The 16,075-nt window shown below is 62.5% G+C and carries 13 protein-coding genes; 7 read left to right on the top strand and 6 right to left on the bottom strand.

Translation table 11 applies throughout. The annotated features are described in order from the left end of the window. Positions 1-51 precede the first annotated feature (51 nt). The 5 genes from DOM32_RS01020 (at position 52) to DOM32_RS01000 (ending at position 7,177) form a co-directional block, all read left to right on the top strand. Positions 52-1,467, top strand: coding sequence for an amidase (locus tag DOM32_RS01020; RefSeq protein ID WP_110630399.1), 1,416 nt, complete (start codon positions 52-54; stop codon positions 1,465-1,467). A 116-nt stretch (positions 1,468-1,583) separates the two neighbouring features. Then, complete coding sequence (locus tag DOM32_RS01015) at positions 1,584-2,711, top strand: lactonase family protein (RefSeq protein WP_110630397.1); 1,128 nt, start codon at positions 1,584-1,586, stop codon at positions 2,709-2,711. 824 nt (positions 2,712-3,535) lie between these two features. After that, the gene (locus DOM32_RS01010; RefSeq protein ID WP_110630395.1) at positions 3,536-5,248 is read left to right on the top strand and encodes a thiamine pyrophosphate-dependent enzyme; all 1,713 of its coding nucleotides are present in this window, start codon (positions 3,536-3,538) and stop codon (positions 5,246-5,248) included. 93 nt (positions 5,249-5,341) lie between these two features. Further along, the gene (locus DOM32_RS01005) at positions 5,342-6,277 is read left to right on the top strand and encodes a DNA/RNA non-specific endonuclease (protein ID WP_208625273.1); all 936 of its coding nucleotides are present in this window, start codon (positions 5,342-5,344) and stop codon (positions 6,275-6,277) included. 84 nt (positions 6,278-6,361) lie between these two features. Next, a complete protein-coding gene (locus tag DOM32_RS01000) occupies positions 6,362-7,177 on the top strand; it encodes an MBL fold metallo-hydrolase (RefSeq protein WP_110630390.1) in 816 nt (271 codons plus the stop codon). Here DOM32_RS01000 and DOM32_RS00995 read toward each other — a convergent pair whose 3' ends face one another. Further along, positions 7,178-8,365 carry an HlyD family secretion protein gene (locus DOM32_RS00995; RefSeq protein WP_110630388.1) on the bottom strand — a complete coding sequence of 396 codons (1,188 nt, stop codon included), beginning with the start codon at positions 8,363-8,365 and terminating at the stop codon, positions 7,178-7,180. Between the two features lie 37 nt (positions 8,366-8,402). Continuing rightward, the gene (locus DOM32_RS00990) at positions 8,403-9,956 is read right to left on the bottom strand and encodes a DHA2 family efflux MFS transporter permease subunit (protein ID WP_110630386.1); all 1,554 of its coding nucleotides are present in this window, start codon (positions 9,954-9,956) and stop codon (positions 8,403-8,405) included. A gap of 434 nt (positions 9,957-10,390) precedes the next feature. On the opposite strand from DOM32_RS00990, the gene DOM32_RS00985 reads away from it, so the two are divergent. Beyond that, positions 10,391-11,242, top strand: coding sequence for an oxidoreductase (locus tag DOM32_RS00985; RefSeq protein ID WP_208625272.1), 852 nt, complete (start codon positions 10,391-10,393; stop codon positions 11,240-11,242). A gap of 125 nt (positions 11,243-11,367) precedes the next feature. On the opposite strand, the gene DOM32_RS00980 is transcribed toward DOM32_RS00985, so the two are convergent. The 4 genes from DOM32_RS00980 to DOM32_RS00965 are packed head-to-tail and all read right to left on the bottom strand — an operon-like array spanning position 11,368 to position 15,014. After that, positions 11,368-12,132, bottom strand: a complete 765-nt coding sequence (locus DOM32_RS00980) for a transporter substrate-binding domain-containing protein (RefSeq protein ID WP_208625271.1) — start codon at positions 12,130-12,132, stop codon at positions 11,368-11,370. A 53-nt stretch (positions 12,133-12,185) separates the two neighbouring features. After that, positions 12,186-13,601, bottom strand: coding sequence for an NAD(P)/FAD-dependent oxidoreductase (locus tag DOM32_RS00975; RefSeq protein ID WP_110630384.1), 1,416 nt, complete (start codon positions 13,599-13,601; stop codon positions 12,186-12,188). Continuing rightward, the gene (locus DOM32_RS00970) at positions 13,598-13,915 is read right to left on the bottom strand and encodes a (2Fe-2S)-binding protein (protein WP_110630382.1); all 318 of its coding nucleotides are present in this window, start codon (positions 13,913-13,915) and stop codon (positions 13,598-13,600) included. Before DOM32_RS00970 ends, DOM32_RS00975 begins: the two co-directional genes overlap by 4 nt. Then, positions 13,896-15,014, bottom strand: a complete 1,119-nt coding sequence (locus DOM32_RS00965; protein ID WP_157956995.1) for an NAD(P)/FAD-dependent oxidoreductase — start codon at positions 15,012-15,014, stop codon at positions 13,896-13,898. The genes DOM32_RS00970 and DOM32_RS00965 overlap by 20 nt, the downstream gene beginning before the upstream one ends. A 92-nt stretch (positions 15,015-15,106) precedes the next feature. On the opposite strand from DOM32_RS00965, the gene DOM32_RS00960 reads away from it, so the two are divergent. Continuing rightward, positions 15,107-16,021, top strand: coding sequence for a LysR family transcriptional regulator (locus DOM32_RS00960; RefSeq protein ID WP_110630378.1), 915 nt, complete (start codon positions 15,107-15,109; stop codon positions 16,019-16,021). Positions 16,022-16,075 lie beyond the last annotated feature (54 nt).

Here is a 16,075-nt window from a genome sequence, read left to right as displayed (position 1 = left end):
GCAGACTAACCTTGGTGGCATGAAACTCGTACCACAGGACGTGGAGGAATCGTGAGCGACACTGACCTTGGCAATCTGGACGCGGGAAAGCTCGAGCAACTCTATCGATCCGGCGAGGCCTCGCCGCTGGAGGCGACTCGGGCGGCGCTCGATCGCATCGACCGCTTCAACGACGCCGTGAACGCCTACGTTCATGTCGACCGCGAGGGGGCCGAAAAGGCCGCCAAGGCATCCGCCAGGCGCTGGGGGCAGGGCAAGCCCCTGAGCGCCATTGATGGCATTCCCGTATCGATGAAGGATCTGGCCGAGGTGGCCGGCATGCCGGCGCGCGGCGGCTCGCTGACCACATCGGAAGCGCCGTGCAAGGAAGATTGCCCACCGGCCCGCATGCTCCGCGAAGCCGGGGCGGTGATTCTCGGCAAGACCAACACGCCGGAATTCGGCTGGAAAGCGGTGACCGACAACCGGGTATTTGGCGCGAGCTACAACCCATGGGACACGCGCCTGACGCCGGGCGGGTCTTCCGGCGGGGCCGCTGCCGCTGCCGCGCTCAACATGGGCGTGCTGCATCAGGGGGGCGACTCCGGCGGCTCGATCCGCATTCCCGCCGCGTTCACCGGCGTCTTCGGCTTCAAGCCCACCTACGGCTGGACACCACAATGGCCGCCGGCGACAGAACCTTCGCTCTCTCATATCGGCCCGTTGACCCGCAGCGTCGACGACGCGGTGCGCATGCTCAACGTGATCGGGCGCTACGACTATCGTGACCCTTACGCCACGCGGGGCCAGCCGGAGGATTGGGGGGCCGATCTCGGCAAGGATCTGCGCGGGCTGCGCATCGCCTACTCGCCGACCTTGGGCTATGCCGAGGTCGATGACCAAGTCGCCGCTCGCGTGCGCGAAGCGGCTCGCAATCTCGAGCAGCTTGGCGCCGAGGTCGAGGAGATTCACCCGGGGTTCGAGTCGCCGATCGATATCTTCCAGAAGCTCTGGTTTACCGCGTCGCTGGATTTCTGGTCGAAATGCAGCGACCGGCAGCGCGAACAGCTCGATCCGGGCCTCGTTGCCAATGCGCGTACCGCGCAGCAGTGGAGCGCGCTCGACCTGTTCCAGGCGCTGGGTCGCCGAGCCAATTTCACCGAGGGCCTGGAGCGCTTCAATCAGGATTATCATCTGTTGATGACGCCGACCGTACCGATCGAGCCGTTCGAGGCGGGTCACGAAGTCCCGCCCGGCAGCGGCATGCGCGACTGGGAAGAGTGGGCGCCATTCTCCTATCCGTTCAACCTGAGCCAGCAGCCGGCGGCGTCCGTTCCCTGCGGTTTCACCGAATCCGGCCTGCCGGTGGGGTTCCAGCTCGCCGGTGGCAAGCACGATGATGTCCGCGTCCTGCGAGCCTGTCACGCCTACATGAAAGCCCATCCGCCGCGGTTTCCGCGCGTGCCCGATCCCGCGCAGAAGTTGTAGCGACACGATTGCAAGTTGGCTCGACTCGCTTGTCTCGACCAAAGGTGCATAGGGTTTGTATGACAATTGAGCTTGAATGAATAGACGAAACATTCAACCCGAACGGATGAAACCCAATGACTCGGACGACGCTCGCTGCACTAACTGCCGGATTTTGTTTGACGCTGCATGGGGTTGCCGCTCAGGCGGCGACTTACGTCTATGTCTCGAACGCGGGCGATGGCGTCATCTCCAGCTACTCCCTGGATCGCGACCGGGGAGCGCTGGAGCCGCTGGCGAAGACACCGACAGGTGGCGAGGTCATGCCGTTGGCGTTGAGTCCCGATCATCTTCATCTCTATGCGACGCTGCGCAATGAACCTCCCCAGGTAGTGAGCTTTCGTCTCGACCCCACCAACGGCGAGTTGAGCCGTCAGGGCGCGGGTTCTCTGCCGGCCAGCATGGCGAACGTGGACGTCGACCCCAGTGGTCGCTACCTGTTTGCCGCCTCCTATAGCGATGATCTGCTCAGCGTCAGTCCTGTCGATGCACGAGGCGTGGTCGGTGATGCTCAGGCGACGCTGCCGACGGGCCAGCGCGCGCACGCCATGCACGCCTCGCCTGACGGTCGTTTCGCCTACGCCACCAACCTGGGCGAGGACCAGCTCGTGCAGTACCGCTTCGATGGCGCAAGCGGAAAGCTGTCCCCGTTGTCGCCGGCCGCGGTGTCGACCCCGTCTCAGACCGGGCCGCGTCACTTCGTGTTCTCGCCCGATGGACGCTTCGTCTATGTATTGGGGGAATTTTCCGGTGCAGTCACGACTTACGCCTACGACGAGCAGAGCGGTCAGCTCACCGCACTGGGCACGGCAACGGGCGTTCCAGCGTCCTCGAAGCTGATTCGCGGCATGGCCCGCGAGGACATTCCCGCCGGTGACGACACGCCACGTATCTGGGCGGCGGACATCCACACGACGCCGGACGGCCGCTTCGTCTATATCAGCGAGCGTACGCGCAGCCGCATCAGTGCCTTCGAGGCTGATCCGGATAGCGGCAAATTGACGTTCCTGCGCACCACCGAGGTAGAGAAACAGCCGCGCGGTTTCAACATCGACCCGAGCGGACGCTTCATGGTCGTCTCGGGACAGCTCGACGATGAGGTGGGCCTCTACCGAATTGCACCGCAGACAGGAGAGCTGACCCGGGTCGACGAAGCGCCAACCGGCAAAAACGCCAACTGGGTCGAGATCGTCACCTTTGACTGAGCACAGGCTGTGGCGTAAACGCCGGTATTCCGTGAAGCCGCGCCATCCCGTGGCGAAGTCACACTACTGACCCGAACAGGCATCGCCACCTCGAGTAGAGAGTTCGTGCCAAGGAATCCCCGGTCGAATGATTCGATCGGGGATTTTGCGTTTGTTGCCCTGGTCGTCAGGTGCCACTGATAGCACAGGGCAAAAGGCGCTCCGTCACTGACGAATATCTCGAAGCGGGATGAATCCGGGCATATCCTGCGTTTGCCATCGAAGGTCATGGCGGTCTGTGTCGTGTCGATCTGCATATCGACGCGCTCTTCGCTCTGTATTCATTGAGCCCTGTGCCCCGTCCGGCCATGCGAGGATGTCGCAAGGTCGCCGTCGCCTGTTCCCTCATGGCTCGATAGGCATCGTGCCTGCCTTCAAGCGCGGGAACGATGGAGCTCTGTACGTAGTGCGTGATCAGACCAGGCGCGTGGCAATGTCCGCTACGACTCTGGGTCCGCTACGACTCTGGGTCCGCTACGACTCTGGGTCCGCTACGACGCTGGGTCCGCTACGACTCTGGTGACGAGAAACCGCTGGAGGCCTTCGATGGCTCTTTGAGCGACGGACGCACTCGATTGGCAAACTCGATCCGCCTGTCAATTCGATCGGACGGTAAAATCCGAGCGGCCAGCTACGCTTGAGGAGAGCGCCGCGAGAGTGAGTCGCCGTTCAGTTGTCTTTCATCCCCAGTTCATCGGGCCGCTATGGCATCGACTGCCGGAGACCATGCACCGAACCGTGAGTATGGCGCTGCTGGCTTTCGTTGCCGCGAAAGGAGTCGCATCATGAGCCATCAGAATGTTGCCGAGATCATCGTCGAAACCCTGGCCGAAGCCGGCGCCAAGCGCTGCTATGGCGTGGTTGGCGACACCATCAATCATTTTACCGACGCGATCCGGCGCAGCGATCTCGAATGGGTGCATGTCCGCCACGAGGAGGTCGGCGGTTTCGCCGCCGGTGGCGAAGCCTACATGACCCGGGAGCTGGCGCTGTGCGCCGGCACCTGCGGTCCGGGCACGCTGCACTTCGTCAACGGGCTGTTCGAAGCCCATCGCAGCGGTTCGCCGGTAGTGTTGATCGCTTCTCAGGTCGGCACCGCCGATACCGGCATCGGCTTCCCGCAAGATGTCGACCCCAAGCCGATCTACGAGCAGTACAGCGTCTTCTGCGAGACGATCATCAACCCCGACCAGGCGCGTAGGATGACAGCGTTGGCAGCACAGGCGGCGTTGTCGAAGAACGGCGTGGCGGTGCTGATCGTGCATGGGGACCTGTTCACGCAGAAACCGAGCCAGGATCTGCCCTATCGGGTGCATCGTTTCGATCCGATCGCTCGTCCGAGCGCCGAGGAACTGGTGCCGGCCATCAAGGCGCTCAACGCCGGCGGCAAGATATCCATTTTCGCGGGCTCCGGCTGTCAGCACGCGCGCAATGAGGTGATGGCGCTGGCGGCCAAGCTGAAGGCGCCGGTGGCGTGGACCTCGAGGGCCAAGGATTTCATCGAGCCAGACAACCCGTTCGAGGTCGGCATGACCGGCGTCTTCGGGCTGGCCGGCGGTTACCACGCCGTTGCCGAGTGCGACACCTTGCTGCTGCTGGGCTGCAGCTTCGCCTGGACCCAGTTCTACCCGGAGAAAGCGACGATCATTCAGGTCGATATCGATCCGCAGCAGATCGGCAAGCGACATCCCGTCGACGTCGGCCTGCTCGGCAGCGTGCGCGATACCTGTGCTGCGCTCGCCCAGATCGTCGACGAGCATAGCGACACGAAATGGCTGGAGCGGTGCCGCAAGACCTATCACAAGGCACTGGAGCGCGATGCGCACGAGTCCAGCGACGACGGGCTGATCCATCCGCAGGAACTGACGCTGGCGCTCGACGAAGCCGCCCACGACGATGCCATCTTCACCGCCGATGCCGGCAGCCCGATGGTTTGGATGCTTCGGCACATTCGTACCAACGGGAAGCGCCGCACGCTGTCGAGCCTCGTCCACGGCACCATGGCCAATGCCTACCCGCAGGGGATCGGCATTCAGAAAGCGTTCCCCGGCCGCCAGATCATCGCCATGTGCGGCGATGGCGGCATGACCATGCTGATGGGCGACCTTTTGACCCTGAAGCAGGAGAAGATTCCGCTCAAGATCGTCGTCTTCAATAACAGCTCGCTGGGCTTCGTCGAGCTGGAGCAGAAGGTCGACGGCCTGCTCGACAGCTACACCGATCTGGAGAATCCGGACTTCGGGCTGCTGGCTCAGTCCATCGGTCTGTGGGGTCGGCGGGTCGAGCAGGAGCACGAACTCAAGCACGCCATTGCCGAATGGCTGGCCCATCCGGGGCCGGCCATTCTCGATGTCAAGGTCAATCGCATGGAGCTGGTGATGCCGCCCAAGGTCGAGCCGGGGCAGGTGACCTCCACCGCGCTCTACTCGGGCAAGGCGGTGCTCAACGGTCGCATGAGCGATGTGGTCGATCTGATGAAGAGCAATTTCTGGAAGTAGATCATGTTCCCTGGGCCTGTCAGCGTGTGGTAACGATCCGCTGACAGGCTGACGGCAATGCCCGATGAATTGTGGTTGGCCAGGAGAACCCGAATGAGCCAAGTCAATGATCGTCCCCGGTTGCGCGACATGCGTCGGCTGGTCGATAAGCGACCTTTCACGCCGACGGCGGCATTTGACCACCCGCGAGCGCAGGCGGCATCCCTTGAGGAATTGGCTAATCGTCAGGGCTACGACAAAAACTTTCTGAGCAAGATCGTCGTTCCTCTGCCAGCGCCCCTGGGCGATCTCTTCGAGGATGTAACGCCAGTGGCCGGTAGCGAGGAAGGCAGCCTCGATTACACCCACTTCTCCATCGTGATGTCTCGCTCGCGAAGGCTGGCGATTTTCACTGCGCTCAATCTCGACGGACGTGAGCTGGTCGACGTGCCGCGAGAGAATGACGACTGGCGGTTCGATCCGCGGCTGGCGGAAGATCGGCAAGTTGGCGAATCGCTTTATGCCCGCAATCCACTGGATCGCGGGCATCTGGTGCGCCGGACCTCGGCCAACTGGGGCAGCGACGCCGAGCAGGCCAATGCCGATACCTTCCACTTCACCAACTGCACGCCGCAGATGGCCGGCTTCAATCAGCAGACCTGGCTGGGACTGGAGGATTATCTGCTCGAGCACGCCAGAGCGGACCGTCAGCGCATCAGCGTCTTCACCGGGCCGGTGTTTAGAGAAGGCGACCGCCGATATCGCGGCGTCCAGATCCCCGAAGCCTACTGGAAAGTGGTGGCGTTCATGGGTGAGGACGAGCGGCCCTCGGCCACGGCCTACATGATCGAACAGGCCGATGACCTGGACCAGCTAGGCTTCATGTTCGGGCAGTACAAGACCTACCAGCGCAGCGTGGCACGTATCGAGACGCTGACGCAGCTCGATTTCGGCGAGCTGGCGAATTTCGACGGCTTTTCCAACGAAGAGCGAGAGACCGGCACGCGTATCGAAGCCGAGATCCGCGGACCTTCGGACATCCGAATCTGATTCGCGGAGGCGAGCGGCGGGTGCCGTTCACTTCCAGCCACGTTGTACAGGGACGAGGGAGCGTCTTTCATCAAGGAGGTCGAAATGCGTAATCACGGTTTTATCTGCGCCACCTGCGGTGTGCAATATCCTTCTAGCGAGTCACCGCCGGAGCACTGCGCGATCTGCGAGGACGAACGCCAGTACGTGCCTATCGAGGGGCAGCAGTGGACGACGCCGAGCGAGCTGGCGGCCGGTCACAGCAACCTGTTCCGTCATATGGCGCCGGGCTTGACCGCCATCGGCACGGTTCCCCATTTCGCCATCGGCCAGCGCGCCTTTTTGTTGCGCACACCGGCCGGCAATGTGCTGTGGGACTGCCTGACGCTGCTCGACGAGGCCACCATCGAAATCATCGAAGGGCTCGGCGGGCTGGATGCCATCGTGCTGTCGCACCCGCACTATTTCAGCACCATGGCAGAGTGGGGGCAGGCGTTCGACTGCCCGGTTTACGTTCACGCGGCGGATCGAGACTGGGTCACCGTGCCGGATGCGCGCATCGAGTTCTGGGAAGGGGAGTCACGCGAGATATTGCCCGGTATCGACGTATATCGACTGGGCGGTCATTTCCCCGGTGCCAGCGTGCTGCACTGGCCCGAGCACGAAATACTACTGACCGGCGATACGCTACTGATCACGCCGGACCGCATGGCATCGTTCATGTGGTCCTATCCCAACAACATTCCGCTGGACGCGGGAACGGTCGAGAGCATTGCACAGCGCCTCAGGCCGCTAGCGTTCGACAGCGCTTACTCCGCTTTCTGGGGTCGCGAAATTCTGATCGATGCCAAGCATGTCATCGAGGAATCGGCGCAGCGCCACTGTCGGGCGCTGCGGGGCCAACCCAACGTCTCGACGTGATCAGCTCGCCGAAGCGGTATCGGGTCGAGAAGTCGGCCGGGATTCGCCGTCACCGCTGATATCGATGTCTACCTCGACCATCATGCCGGGGCCAATGAGATCGATGGGGCCATCGTCGAAACGGATGCGCACGGGAATTCGCTGGGTGATCTTGGTGAAGTTGCCTGAGGGGTTGGGGTCCGGTAACAGCGCGAACTGGCTGGTGGCGGCACGACCGATGACGGCGACATGACCGGTGAAGGTCTGATCGGGAAAGGCGTCGACGGTGATAGCGACGGGCTGGCCGACGCGTAGCGCGCCGATGTCGGTTTCCTTGATGTTGGCCTCCACCCACAGCTTCGAGGGGTCGTGCATCATCAGGATCGGCTGGCCGGCACTGACGTACTCGCCCTGATCGATCAGCGTCTTGTTGATCACGCCGTCGATCGGGCTGTCGATCTGCAGATCGGCGATGCGAAGCTGCTCCTGCTCCAGTTTCGCCTCGGCTTCGGCCAGCTCCTGGCGGGCAATCTGCACCTGCTGGCGCAGTACGTCCGGATTGGGCAGCGGCATCTGCGAGCCATTGATGAAGCCGACCTGAGCATTGTCGGCTAGTGCCTGGCTGACCTGAACCTCCTGCTGGGCCTGGGCATGTTCGGCGAGCGCTGCCTGGTAAGCGTAGTAGTCCTGATCACGGCGCTGTTCGGAAACGGAGTGCTTCTTATACAGCGTATCGGAACGCCGGAAGTCCCGCTCGGCCTGGGTCAGCCGTGCTTGAGAGGCCTTCTCGGCGGCCTTGCTGGCCTCGAGCTGGCGGTGCGTCAGGTTCATGCCACCTTTGAGCTGCTTCTCGGCCATCGACAGCCGCGCTTTCTCGTAATCCAGCCGCGCCTGTTGCGTGGCCACGTTGGCCGTCAACGCCTCGAGCTTGCGCTGATCCGGCTTGTCGTAGAGGGTCGCCACGGCATCACCGCGATGCAGCGTATCGCCCTCGGTCAACTCGAACGTCGTTACCCAGCCGCCCAACCGGCTGCTGACGGTCACCTGATCGGCCATCACGCGCGCATCCTGGGCGCTGACGTGCGACAGGCGATGGGCGATGGCCAGGCCGATCCAGATCAGACACAGCACCACGACGATGGCGAGTATCAACAGTTTGCCGCTGCGTGGCAGGCGGCGCTTGGCGGGTCGAGCTGAGTCAGCGGTCATGGCGCAAACGGGTCCTTCGATGATCGAGTGAACGGAATCAGGTGCGAGGCAGGCCCCGCCAACGGCTGAGCAACAGCGAGGGCACGACGACGAGAAACAGGCTACCGATCAGAATCCAGAAGCCATCCTGATAGGCGAGGATCGAGGCCCAGATCGACTCGATGCGACCCATCAGATAACCGGCCATCGCCTGCTGCTGGGTATCGGGTACTCCCAGGCGGCCGACCAGTTCGGATAACTGGCCCAACTGCTGCCGAGCGATGGCGTTGTCGGCATTGACGCCGGCGTTCAGGTATTGGCCGTGAAAGGCGGTCTGTCGATCCAGAAGAATGACCAGGCCTGCCGTGCCCAGAGCGCCGCCCAGTTGCAGAGCGAAGTTGATCGCACCCGAGCCATGGCCGGTGAGATGGCCGGGCAAGCCCGCGATGGCGTTGGACAACGTCGGCGGCGGGAACGCGGCCATGCCGACCGATAGCACGGCCATGGCCATGGCGAGATAGAAAAACGAGGTGTTCCAGTCCATCTGCGCCATCAACCACACCGAGAGCAGCGCGCAGGCCAGCCCCGGCAGGGTGATCCAGTGCGGTGGATAACGGTCGCTCAACCAGCCGACCAGGGGCACTAGCACGGCGAGAACCAGCGTCGAGGGCAGGAATATCTTGCCTGCGGTAATCGGACTGTAGTGCAGCACCGCCTGCACGAACTGGGGCAGCAGGTACATGATGCCGTAGAAGGTGCCGCCGAACAGGCCCATCGCCAGCGTGCCGACGACGAAGGTGCGGTGGCCGAAGATCTCGAGATCCAGAAGCGGATGAGAGATCCGTTTCTGCCAGGCGACGAAGCCGGCGCCGCAGAGCGTGGCCAGCAGAACCAGTTCCGACACGCGCGGGTCGTACCAGCCCCAGCGTTGACCGTTGGAGAGTGCCGCCAGCAGCGAGAAGACGGCGACGAACAGCAGCACCACGCCGGCCCAGTCGAACGGTGGGCGCGGTCCTTTGTGTTCCCGCGATGGCAGGAAGAAGAAGCCCATCACGATGGCCGCCGCGCAGATCGGCAGGGTCACGAAGAAGACGTAGCGCCAAGTGAAATGCTCCACCAGCCAGCCGCCGATCACGGTGGCCAGCGTCAATGGCAAACCCAGACACATGCCGTACATGGCGGTCGCCATGCCGCGACCTCCGGGCGGATAGGCCGCGAACAGTGCCTGCATCGCCACCGGCCGGATCAGCCCGGTCATGCCGCCTTGAACGATCCTGGCGGCGACCAGCGCGGCCATGCCCTGACCCAATCCCCCCAGGATCGAGGCGGCGATGAAGGCCAGCAGCAACCCGATGAAAGTCGCTCGTTGGCCGACGGCGGCAACCAGCCATGGCGCCACCAGCAGCGATACGGTCGTCGACGCCAGAAATCCGGTGGAAAGCCACTGGACCTGGGAGTCGCTCATGCCGAACGCCCCCTTGATGTAAGGGATGGCCACGTTGACGATGGTGATCGACATGCCCAGAGCTACCAGGCCCAGCATGACGGTGAGCGTGACCCAGAGCTTGTAGCGCGGGCCGTAGCGCTCGAAGAACTGCTCGACCTGCGTCATGCGTCGTCATCCCGGCTATCGATGGTGGAGGCCGTCCGGCGGGTGAAAGGCAATGGTTGTCCTTGTTCGTTTCGTTGACGCGATACCGTCCAAGGCCACGCGGGTAGACGAGGCAGTGAACATCCAACCTGGGCAGGAAAATCGAGCCGGAAGCCCCTGACAGGGCGTGGAGTCCGGCGTCTAAGAAAGCAGGCGAATCGATAACGCGTCTATTTTTTGCTCGCTAAGCGATTATCCCGATTCAGTTGTCTGACTTTCAAGGTACTTGCGACTAAGGTCGCGGAACGTGCTGATGCTTCGACATCGGCGCGGATGGCAGCGCGCAGGCGCCAATCGCTGCGGTATCGTCTACGCTGGGAATTCACGTTCATCGACGACGCCGTTCTGTCAGTGGCGTTTTCATTCTTCGGCGTCGTGTCTAAAGGAGGTGTTTCATGTCCATGCCCAATTCTCCCGTGTGGCTTATCACCGGGTGTTCCACCGGCTTCGGCCGCGAATTGGCGAAACTGATTATCGAACAGGGCGGAAAAGTCATCGTGACGGCGCGTTCCCGGGAGCGCGTGGCCGATCTGGTCGAAGGCGTCGAAGATCGCGCACTTGCGCAGGCATTGGATGTCACCGACGACGCGCAGATTCGCAAGGCCGTCGATGCCGCCGAGGCCAAGTTCGGGCGGATTGATGTACTGGTCAACAATGCCGGCTACGGTTATCAGGCTTCCTGCGAGGAGGGCGAGGATTCGGCCATTCGCGATCAGTTCGAGGCCAACGTCTTTGGCCTGTTCGCGATGACGCGAGCGGTATTGCCCGGCATGCGCGAACGCCGCGCTGGTCACGTCATCAACATCAGTTCGGTGGCGGGCTTCATCGGCTTTCCGGGTTCGGGCTATTACGCCGCCAGCAAACATGCGGTGGAAGGATGGTCCGACTCGCTCAAGACAGAGGTCGAGCCGCTGGGTATTCGTGTCACCTGTGTCGAGCCGGGGCCGTTTCGCACCGACTGGGCCGGCCGCTCCCTGCAGCAGACGCCGAGCCGGATCGACGACTACGCCGATACGGTCAAGGCGCGTATGGAAGGTACCAGCGGCAATAGCGGCAAGCAGCCGGGTGATCCGGTGCGCGCCGCCCAGGCGATGATCGATCTGGTGGCGCATCCCCAGCCGCCACGCCACCTGGTGCTGGGCGCCTGGGGCGTCGACAAGGTGATCGAAAACCTCGAGGAGACACTGGCGGAAATTCGCGAGTGGCGCGCGGTAGGCGAAGCGACCGATTATCCGCAAGGTGAATGATGGCGCGGCGAAGCTATGACGAGGCTATATAGGGCCACGTCATCGACGATATCTCGTGACGAAACCGGATGAGAGATCGAAGACGGCGCCAGAGCGGCGCCGTCCGCCGTTCAAGCGAATCGAACTCAGTCGCCGAAGTACTGTTGATGCAGATGATCGTAGGTGCCGTCCTGCTTGACCTCGTGCATCGCTTGGTTGAACTCCTCGACGAGTTCGCGATCTCGCTTGCGGAAAGCCGCGCCGATACCCGGGCCATAGATCGATTCCGGGCCAGTGACCAATTCGCCGATGCGTTCGAAATGCGAGTCGCCGAGCAGAGTTTCCTGAGCGAGCGGAAACGCGGTGAAGGCGAGATCCAGGCGCTGGGCCAGCATGTCATTGACCATGGCGGCAGAATCGCTATACCGATTTATCTCGGCATTGGGGTAATACTGAGTCACGTATTCATCCTGGATCGTGCCCTGTTGGACACCGATCATCGCTCCCGCGAGGTCGCCGTCATCGGGCTGCCAGTCGCTGCCGGTCCGGGCTACCCAAGCCGACGGCACCTGGAAGTAGGGATCGGAAAACAACACCGTCTTGGCGCGATCTTCGGTAATGTTCATCGACGAGGCGATGAGGTCGAACTTGCGCGCCTGCAGGGCCGGGATGATGCCGTTCCAGGGCTGTTCGACCCACTCGCATTGCCGCTGCATGCGTTCGCAGGCCGCATTGACCAGGTCCACCTCGAAGCCGGCAATGGTGCCATCGGGCTGCTTGAACTGGAACGGCATGTAGGGCACGTCGACCCCGATCCTGAGAGTGTCGTTCTCGGCCTGGGCGCTGTTGCCCAGCATCAGTGTCAGTAGCAGCGTCGGCGCCACGGTGCCAATGAAAGTCTTGCGTTGCATTGCCATTTCCTCTTGCTGTTGTTGTGCGTGGATTTTGCTCAGCATCGTTATGACTAGGTTACGCGGTTCTCGACCATGCTCGATGTGGCCAGTTCGCCGAGCGTGATCGTCTGGACCGGGGGGCGTATCTGCCATTGCCCGATCTGATCGGGTGTTTGCGCCAGGCGTCGGGAAAGCAGCAGCGTGGCGTTGAGGCTGCACTGACGTCCCTGGCACGGCCCCATGCCGCAGCGGGTGAAGGCCTTGAGTTGATTGGGGCCCTCGGCACCATCCGAGATCGCTTGATCGAGATCGCCGCGGGTCAGCGCTTCGCAACGGCAGATGATAGTTTCTTCGGGCATGGCATCGATGTTCAGCGACGGGAGAAACATGGCGTCCAGCAACTGGCGCGCGCAGAGATCCCGGGCGCGCTCGCGGCGTAAGCCATCACGTTCGTGCCGTTCCTTCTTCGTGAGCCCGTGATAGGACGCAATGACCTCCAGCGCGCTCAACGTTCCCTCCCGCATGGCATTCACCGCGCCGCCTATCGCAGCACCATCGCCCACGACCCACAGATTCTCGTCAGCGCTCAGGGTGTCGTCGCGTACCGGCAAGAAGCTCTGTTGTTCGGCGTGCCAACGATGCGTCAGGCCGAGCGAGCGCGTGAGGTGGGTTTCTGGCATGACGCCGACATGGCTCAGCAACAGACTCGCCGGGCGCTGCTTCCAATGTCCACGCTGACGATAGCGAATCTGCTCCAGGACCTTGTCGCCGATCGCCTCGAGGGCTTCGATATCACGCTCGATGGCAACGCCGGCCCGCTTCAGGGCCAGCATCATTTTCAGGCCCTTGAACAGGTAGCCGCGTGCATGCCAGGCCTTCCCCGGCTGGCGAAGCGGCAGGCGCCACTGGAGGCGCGGCGTGAGATCGAGTATGCAGGTCGGGGGATGTCCAGCCTGAAGATATTGCCAGCCGAGCAGATAGATCAGCGGCCCACTGCCTACGAGTATCGGCGCGTCCTCGGGGAGCAGGCCGCCTTGTTTGAGCAGGATCTGGGCGGCACCGGCGGTCATCACGCCTGGTAGTTGCCAGCCGGGAAAAGGAAACGGACGTTCCATCGCACCATGGCAGAGAATCAGACGCCGGGCCCGCCAGACAGCGGAGCGCCCTTCATGTAACACGCCCAGCTCGAAACCGGCATCGACGCGCTGTACCCACCACACCCGGCTGTCGGGTCGATAATCGACCCGGGCGCGGCGAAAGGCTTCCACCACTCGTTGGCCGAGGCGGTAGTCGATGCCTGTCACTCGAAGATCGGCCTGCGGAGATTCGACTTGCCGGTAGACTTGTCCGCCGGGGGCGGCATTGAGATCGAATACCACCGGCTTCAGACCCGCCTTGGTCAGGCGCGTGGCGGCAGTGAGGCCTGAGGGGCCCGCACCGATGATGGCAACTTCGGCGACCTGGGACGATGTGGGATTCTCGCTCATCCTGTCGACGCTCCGGGTGTTGGCTGGGCTGCGGGCATTTGCGTTTCGATACGCATGCCATCTTTGACGATGACAAGGCAGCCTTGACGATTGGGCTCGCCGTCGATCGTGATTAGGCAGTCGTGGCAAACTCCCATCATGCACAACGGCGCACGGGGCGTACCGTCATGGTGAAGGCGGTATTCGGCCCAGCCGCGCTGTTGCAGGAGTGCCGCAGCGACGCTCAGCGTGGCGCCCACCTGCTGTGGTTCACCATCCACCCACAGGGTGACTTCGGCCGAGTCGCTCGCCGTTTCAGGGAGTCGACGGAACATGGAAGCGTGCTCCCGAAAATTGCGAAAAATGTGTGTGAATCCGGTCGTCCAGGATTGCCTGGGCAAGGCCATCGGCATGAAAGGCAGCCAGGGTGATGCCGCTGTGGCAATTGACGTTATAGGCGCCGGGATGAGTCAGTGAGCGTTCGTAGAGCGGATAGCCATCCGGCGTCATGACTCTGAGAGCGGCCCAGGCACGAACCAGGCGGGTCGAGCGCAGAAACGGGAAGATACGGACTGCCTTGTCGGCCAGCGTTTGCAACATCGGAAGCGTAACGCCCTTGTCGTGACCGACTCGTTCATGGGTGTCACCGATCAGGTAGCCGCCGGTCGCTGTCTGGCGAATCTGGGGCGTCGGTAACTGCTCGACACGAGGCATGCGCTCGGTGATCAGCATCTGCCCTCGTAACGGAAAGACATCACCCGAAAGCCCGAGCTGCGGTGCAAGCCTTTTGGCGCCGAGCCCGGCAGCGACGATGCAACGTTCGGCCTCGACATGACTCTCGCGTAACGTCGCCCGAAAGCCCGATTCGGTTCGCGCCAGATTTTCGACCGGGGTCGCTTGACGAATGTCGACGCCAAGACGCCGGCAGGCAGCATGAAGCGCTCGGAGCAGGTACAGCGGATTGCAATGCCCGTCATGGGGCGACCAGGTACCGCCAGCGACGCGTTCGCCCAGGCCGGGCAGAAAAGGGAGTAATTGCTCCCGATCCAGATATTCCCAATGAAAATCCCGACGCAGACGTTCGGACTGTGCCTGAAGCTCGCGGTATTCCGTTCGTCTGGCGTGGGCTTCCTCTTCGTCCAGACATAAATCGACGCCACCGCGTTGCTCATACTCGAGCTCGAGGCCGGTACGCTGCTGCAGCTCGAGAGCGAAGGACGGCCAGGCCTGGACCGAATCCAGGCTTATTTCCGCATAGCTCGGCATGCCTACGCCCTTGCCCTGGACCCATGTCAATCCGGCATTGCCGCGTGACGCCCGAAAGGCCGTATCGTCGGCGTCCAGGACCGTCACGCCCTGACCGGCACGGGCGAGGCCATAGGCGATCGCCATCCCGACCACGCCACCACCGACGATAAAGAAGTCCTGACGCATACTGTCGTCCAACCAAGGCATTTGGCTGACGATAGCGACAGAGTCGGTATACTATCCAATACCAATCAATGGTCGCTCTATAGCCTAATGTTATGCGTACACCTCAACTGCGCGATCGGCAGATCCTTGCCTTCAAATGGATGATGGAGTGCGGCACCGTTACCGCCGCCGCTCAACGAATGCGTACCGCTCAGCCCGGGGTGACGCGCTTGCTCAAGCAGCTCGAACATGACGTTGGTTTTGCGTTGTTCGAGCGGGTACGCGGCCGGCTGACTCCGACGCCGGAAGCGCGGCTATTCCATCGCGAAGTCGTGAGTGTGTGGCGCGGCATCGATCATCTGCGTGATACCGCGACTCGCATTCGTGAACGGGAAGTCGGCGGATTGAGAATCAGCACCATGCCCCTGCTGGGCATGACGTTCCTGCCAGATGTCCTGGCCGATTTCGTTCCCGAGCATCCGGACGCCGATGTCGAGTTGACCACCTTCCGCTCCGAGCAGGTGATCGACGAAGTCATGACGCAACGCTGCGATCTGGGGTTTGCCATCGTGGCGGAAAACGAGGATCGCGTGGATCAGACTCGTTACCGGCTGCCGAGCCTTTGCGCCATGTCCTTGGATCACCCGCTGGCCCGGCGAGACGCCATCGCCATCAGCGACCTGGACGATCAGGCATTGATCTGCTTCGAACGCCACGACCCGCTACGGATAGAACTCGATCGCCGCCTGGAAAGTGCGGGCGCCAGGCCCCGCCGCCGTATCGAGGTGTCGTTGGCGCTACAGGCGACTCGCTTGGTCTCCCATGGCCTGGGGATAGCCATTCTCGATCCGATCAGTGCAGCTTCATGGGGGCAAGGCGGGGTGACACTCAAGCCGCTGGCAGTCGAGCTGGGAGAGGATTTCTCCCTGTTGACGCCGCGCGATCAGCCGTTGTCGCAACTGGCCCAGGCATTCCGTGCTGCTTTCCTGCGCAAGCTGGAAACGCTCAATCTTCCGTCGTGGTCATAACAACGCGCTATAGCATGCGCGGCGATTGGCATTATCCGTGATAGAAAGCGACTG

The sequence above is a fragment of the Salinicola salarius genome (genome assembly GCF_003206135.1).
GTDB lineage: Bacteria > Pseudomonadota > Gammaproteobacteria > Pseudomonadales > Halomonadaceae > Salinicola > Salinicola salarius.
This window is presented reverse-complemented; position numbering and strand designations above follow the sequence as displayed.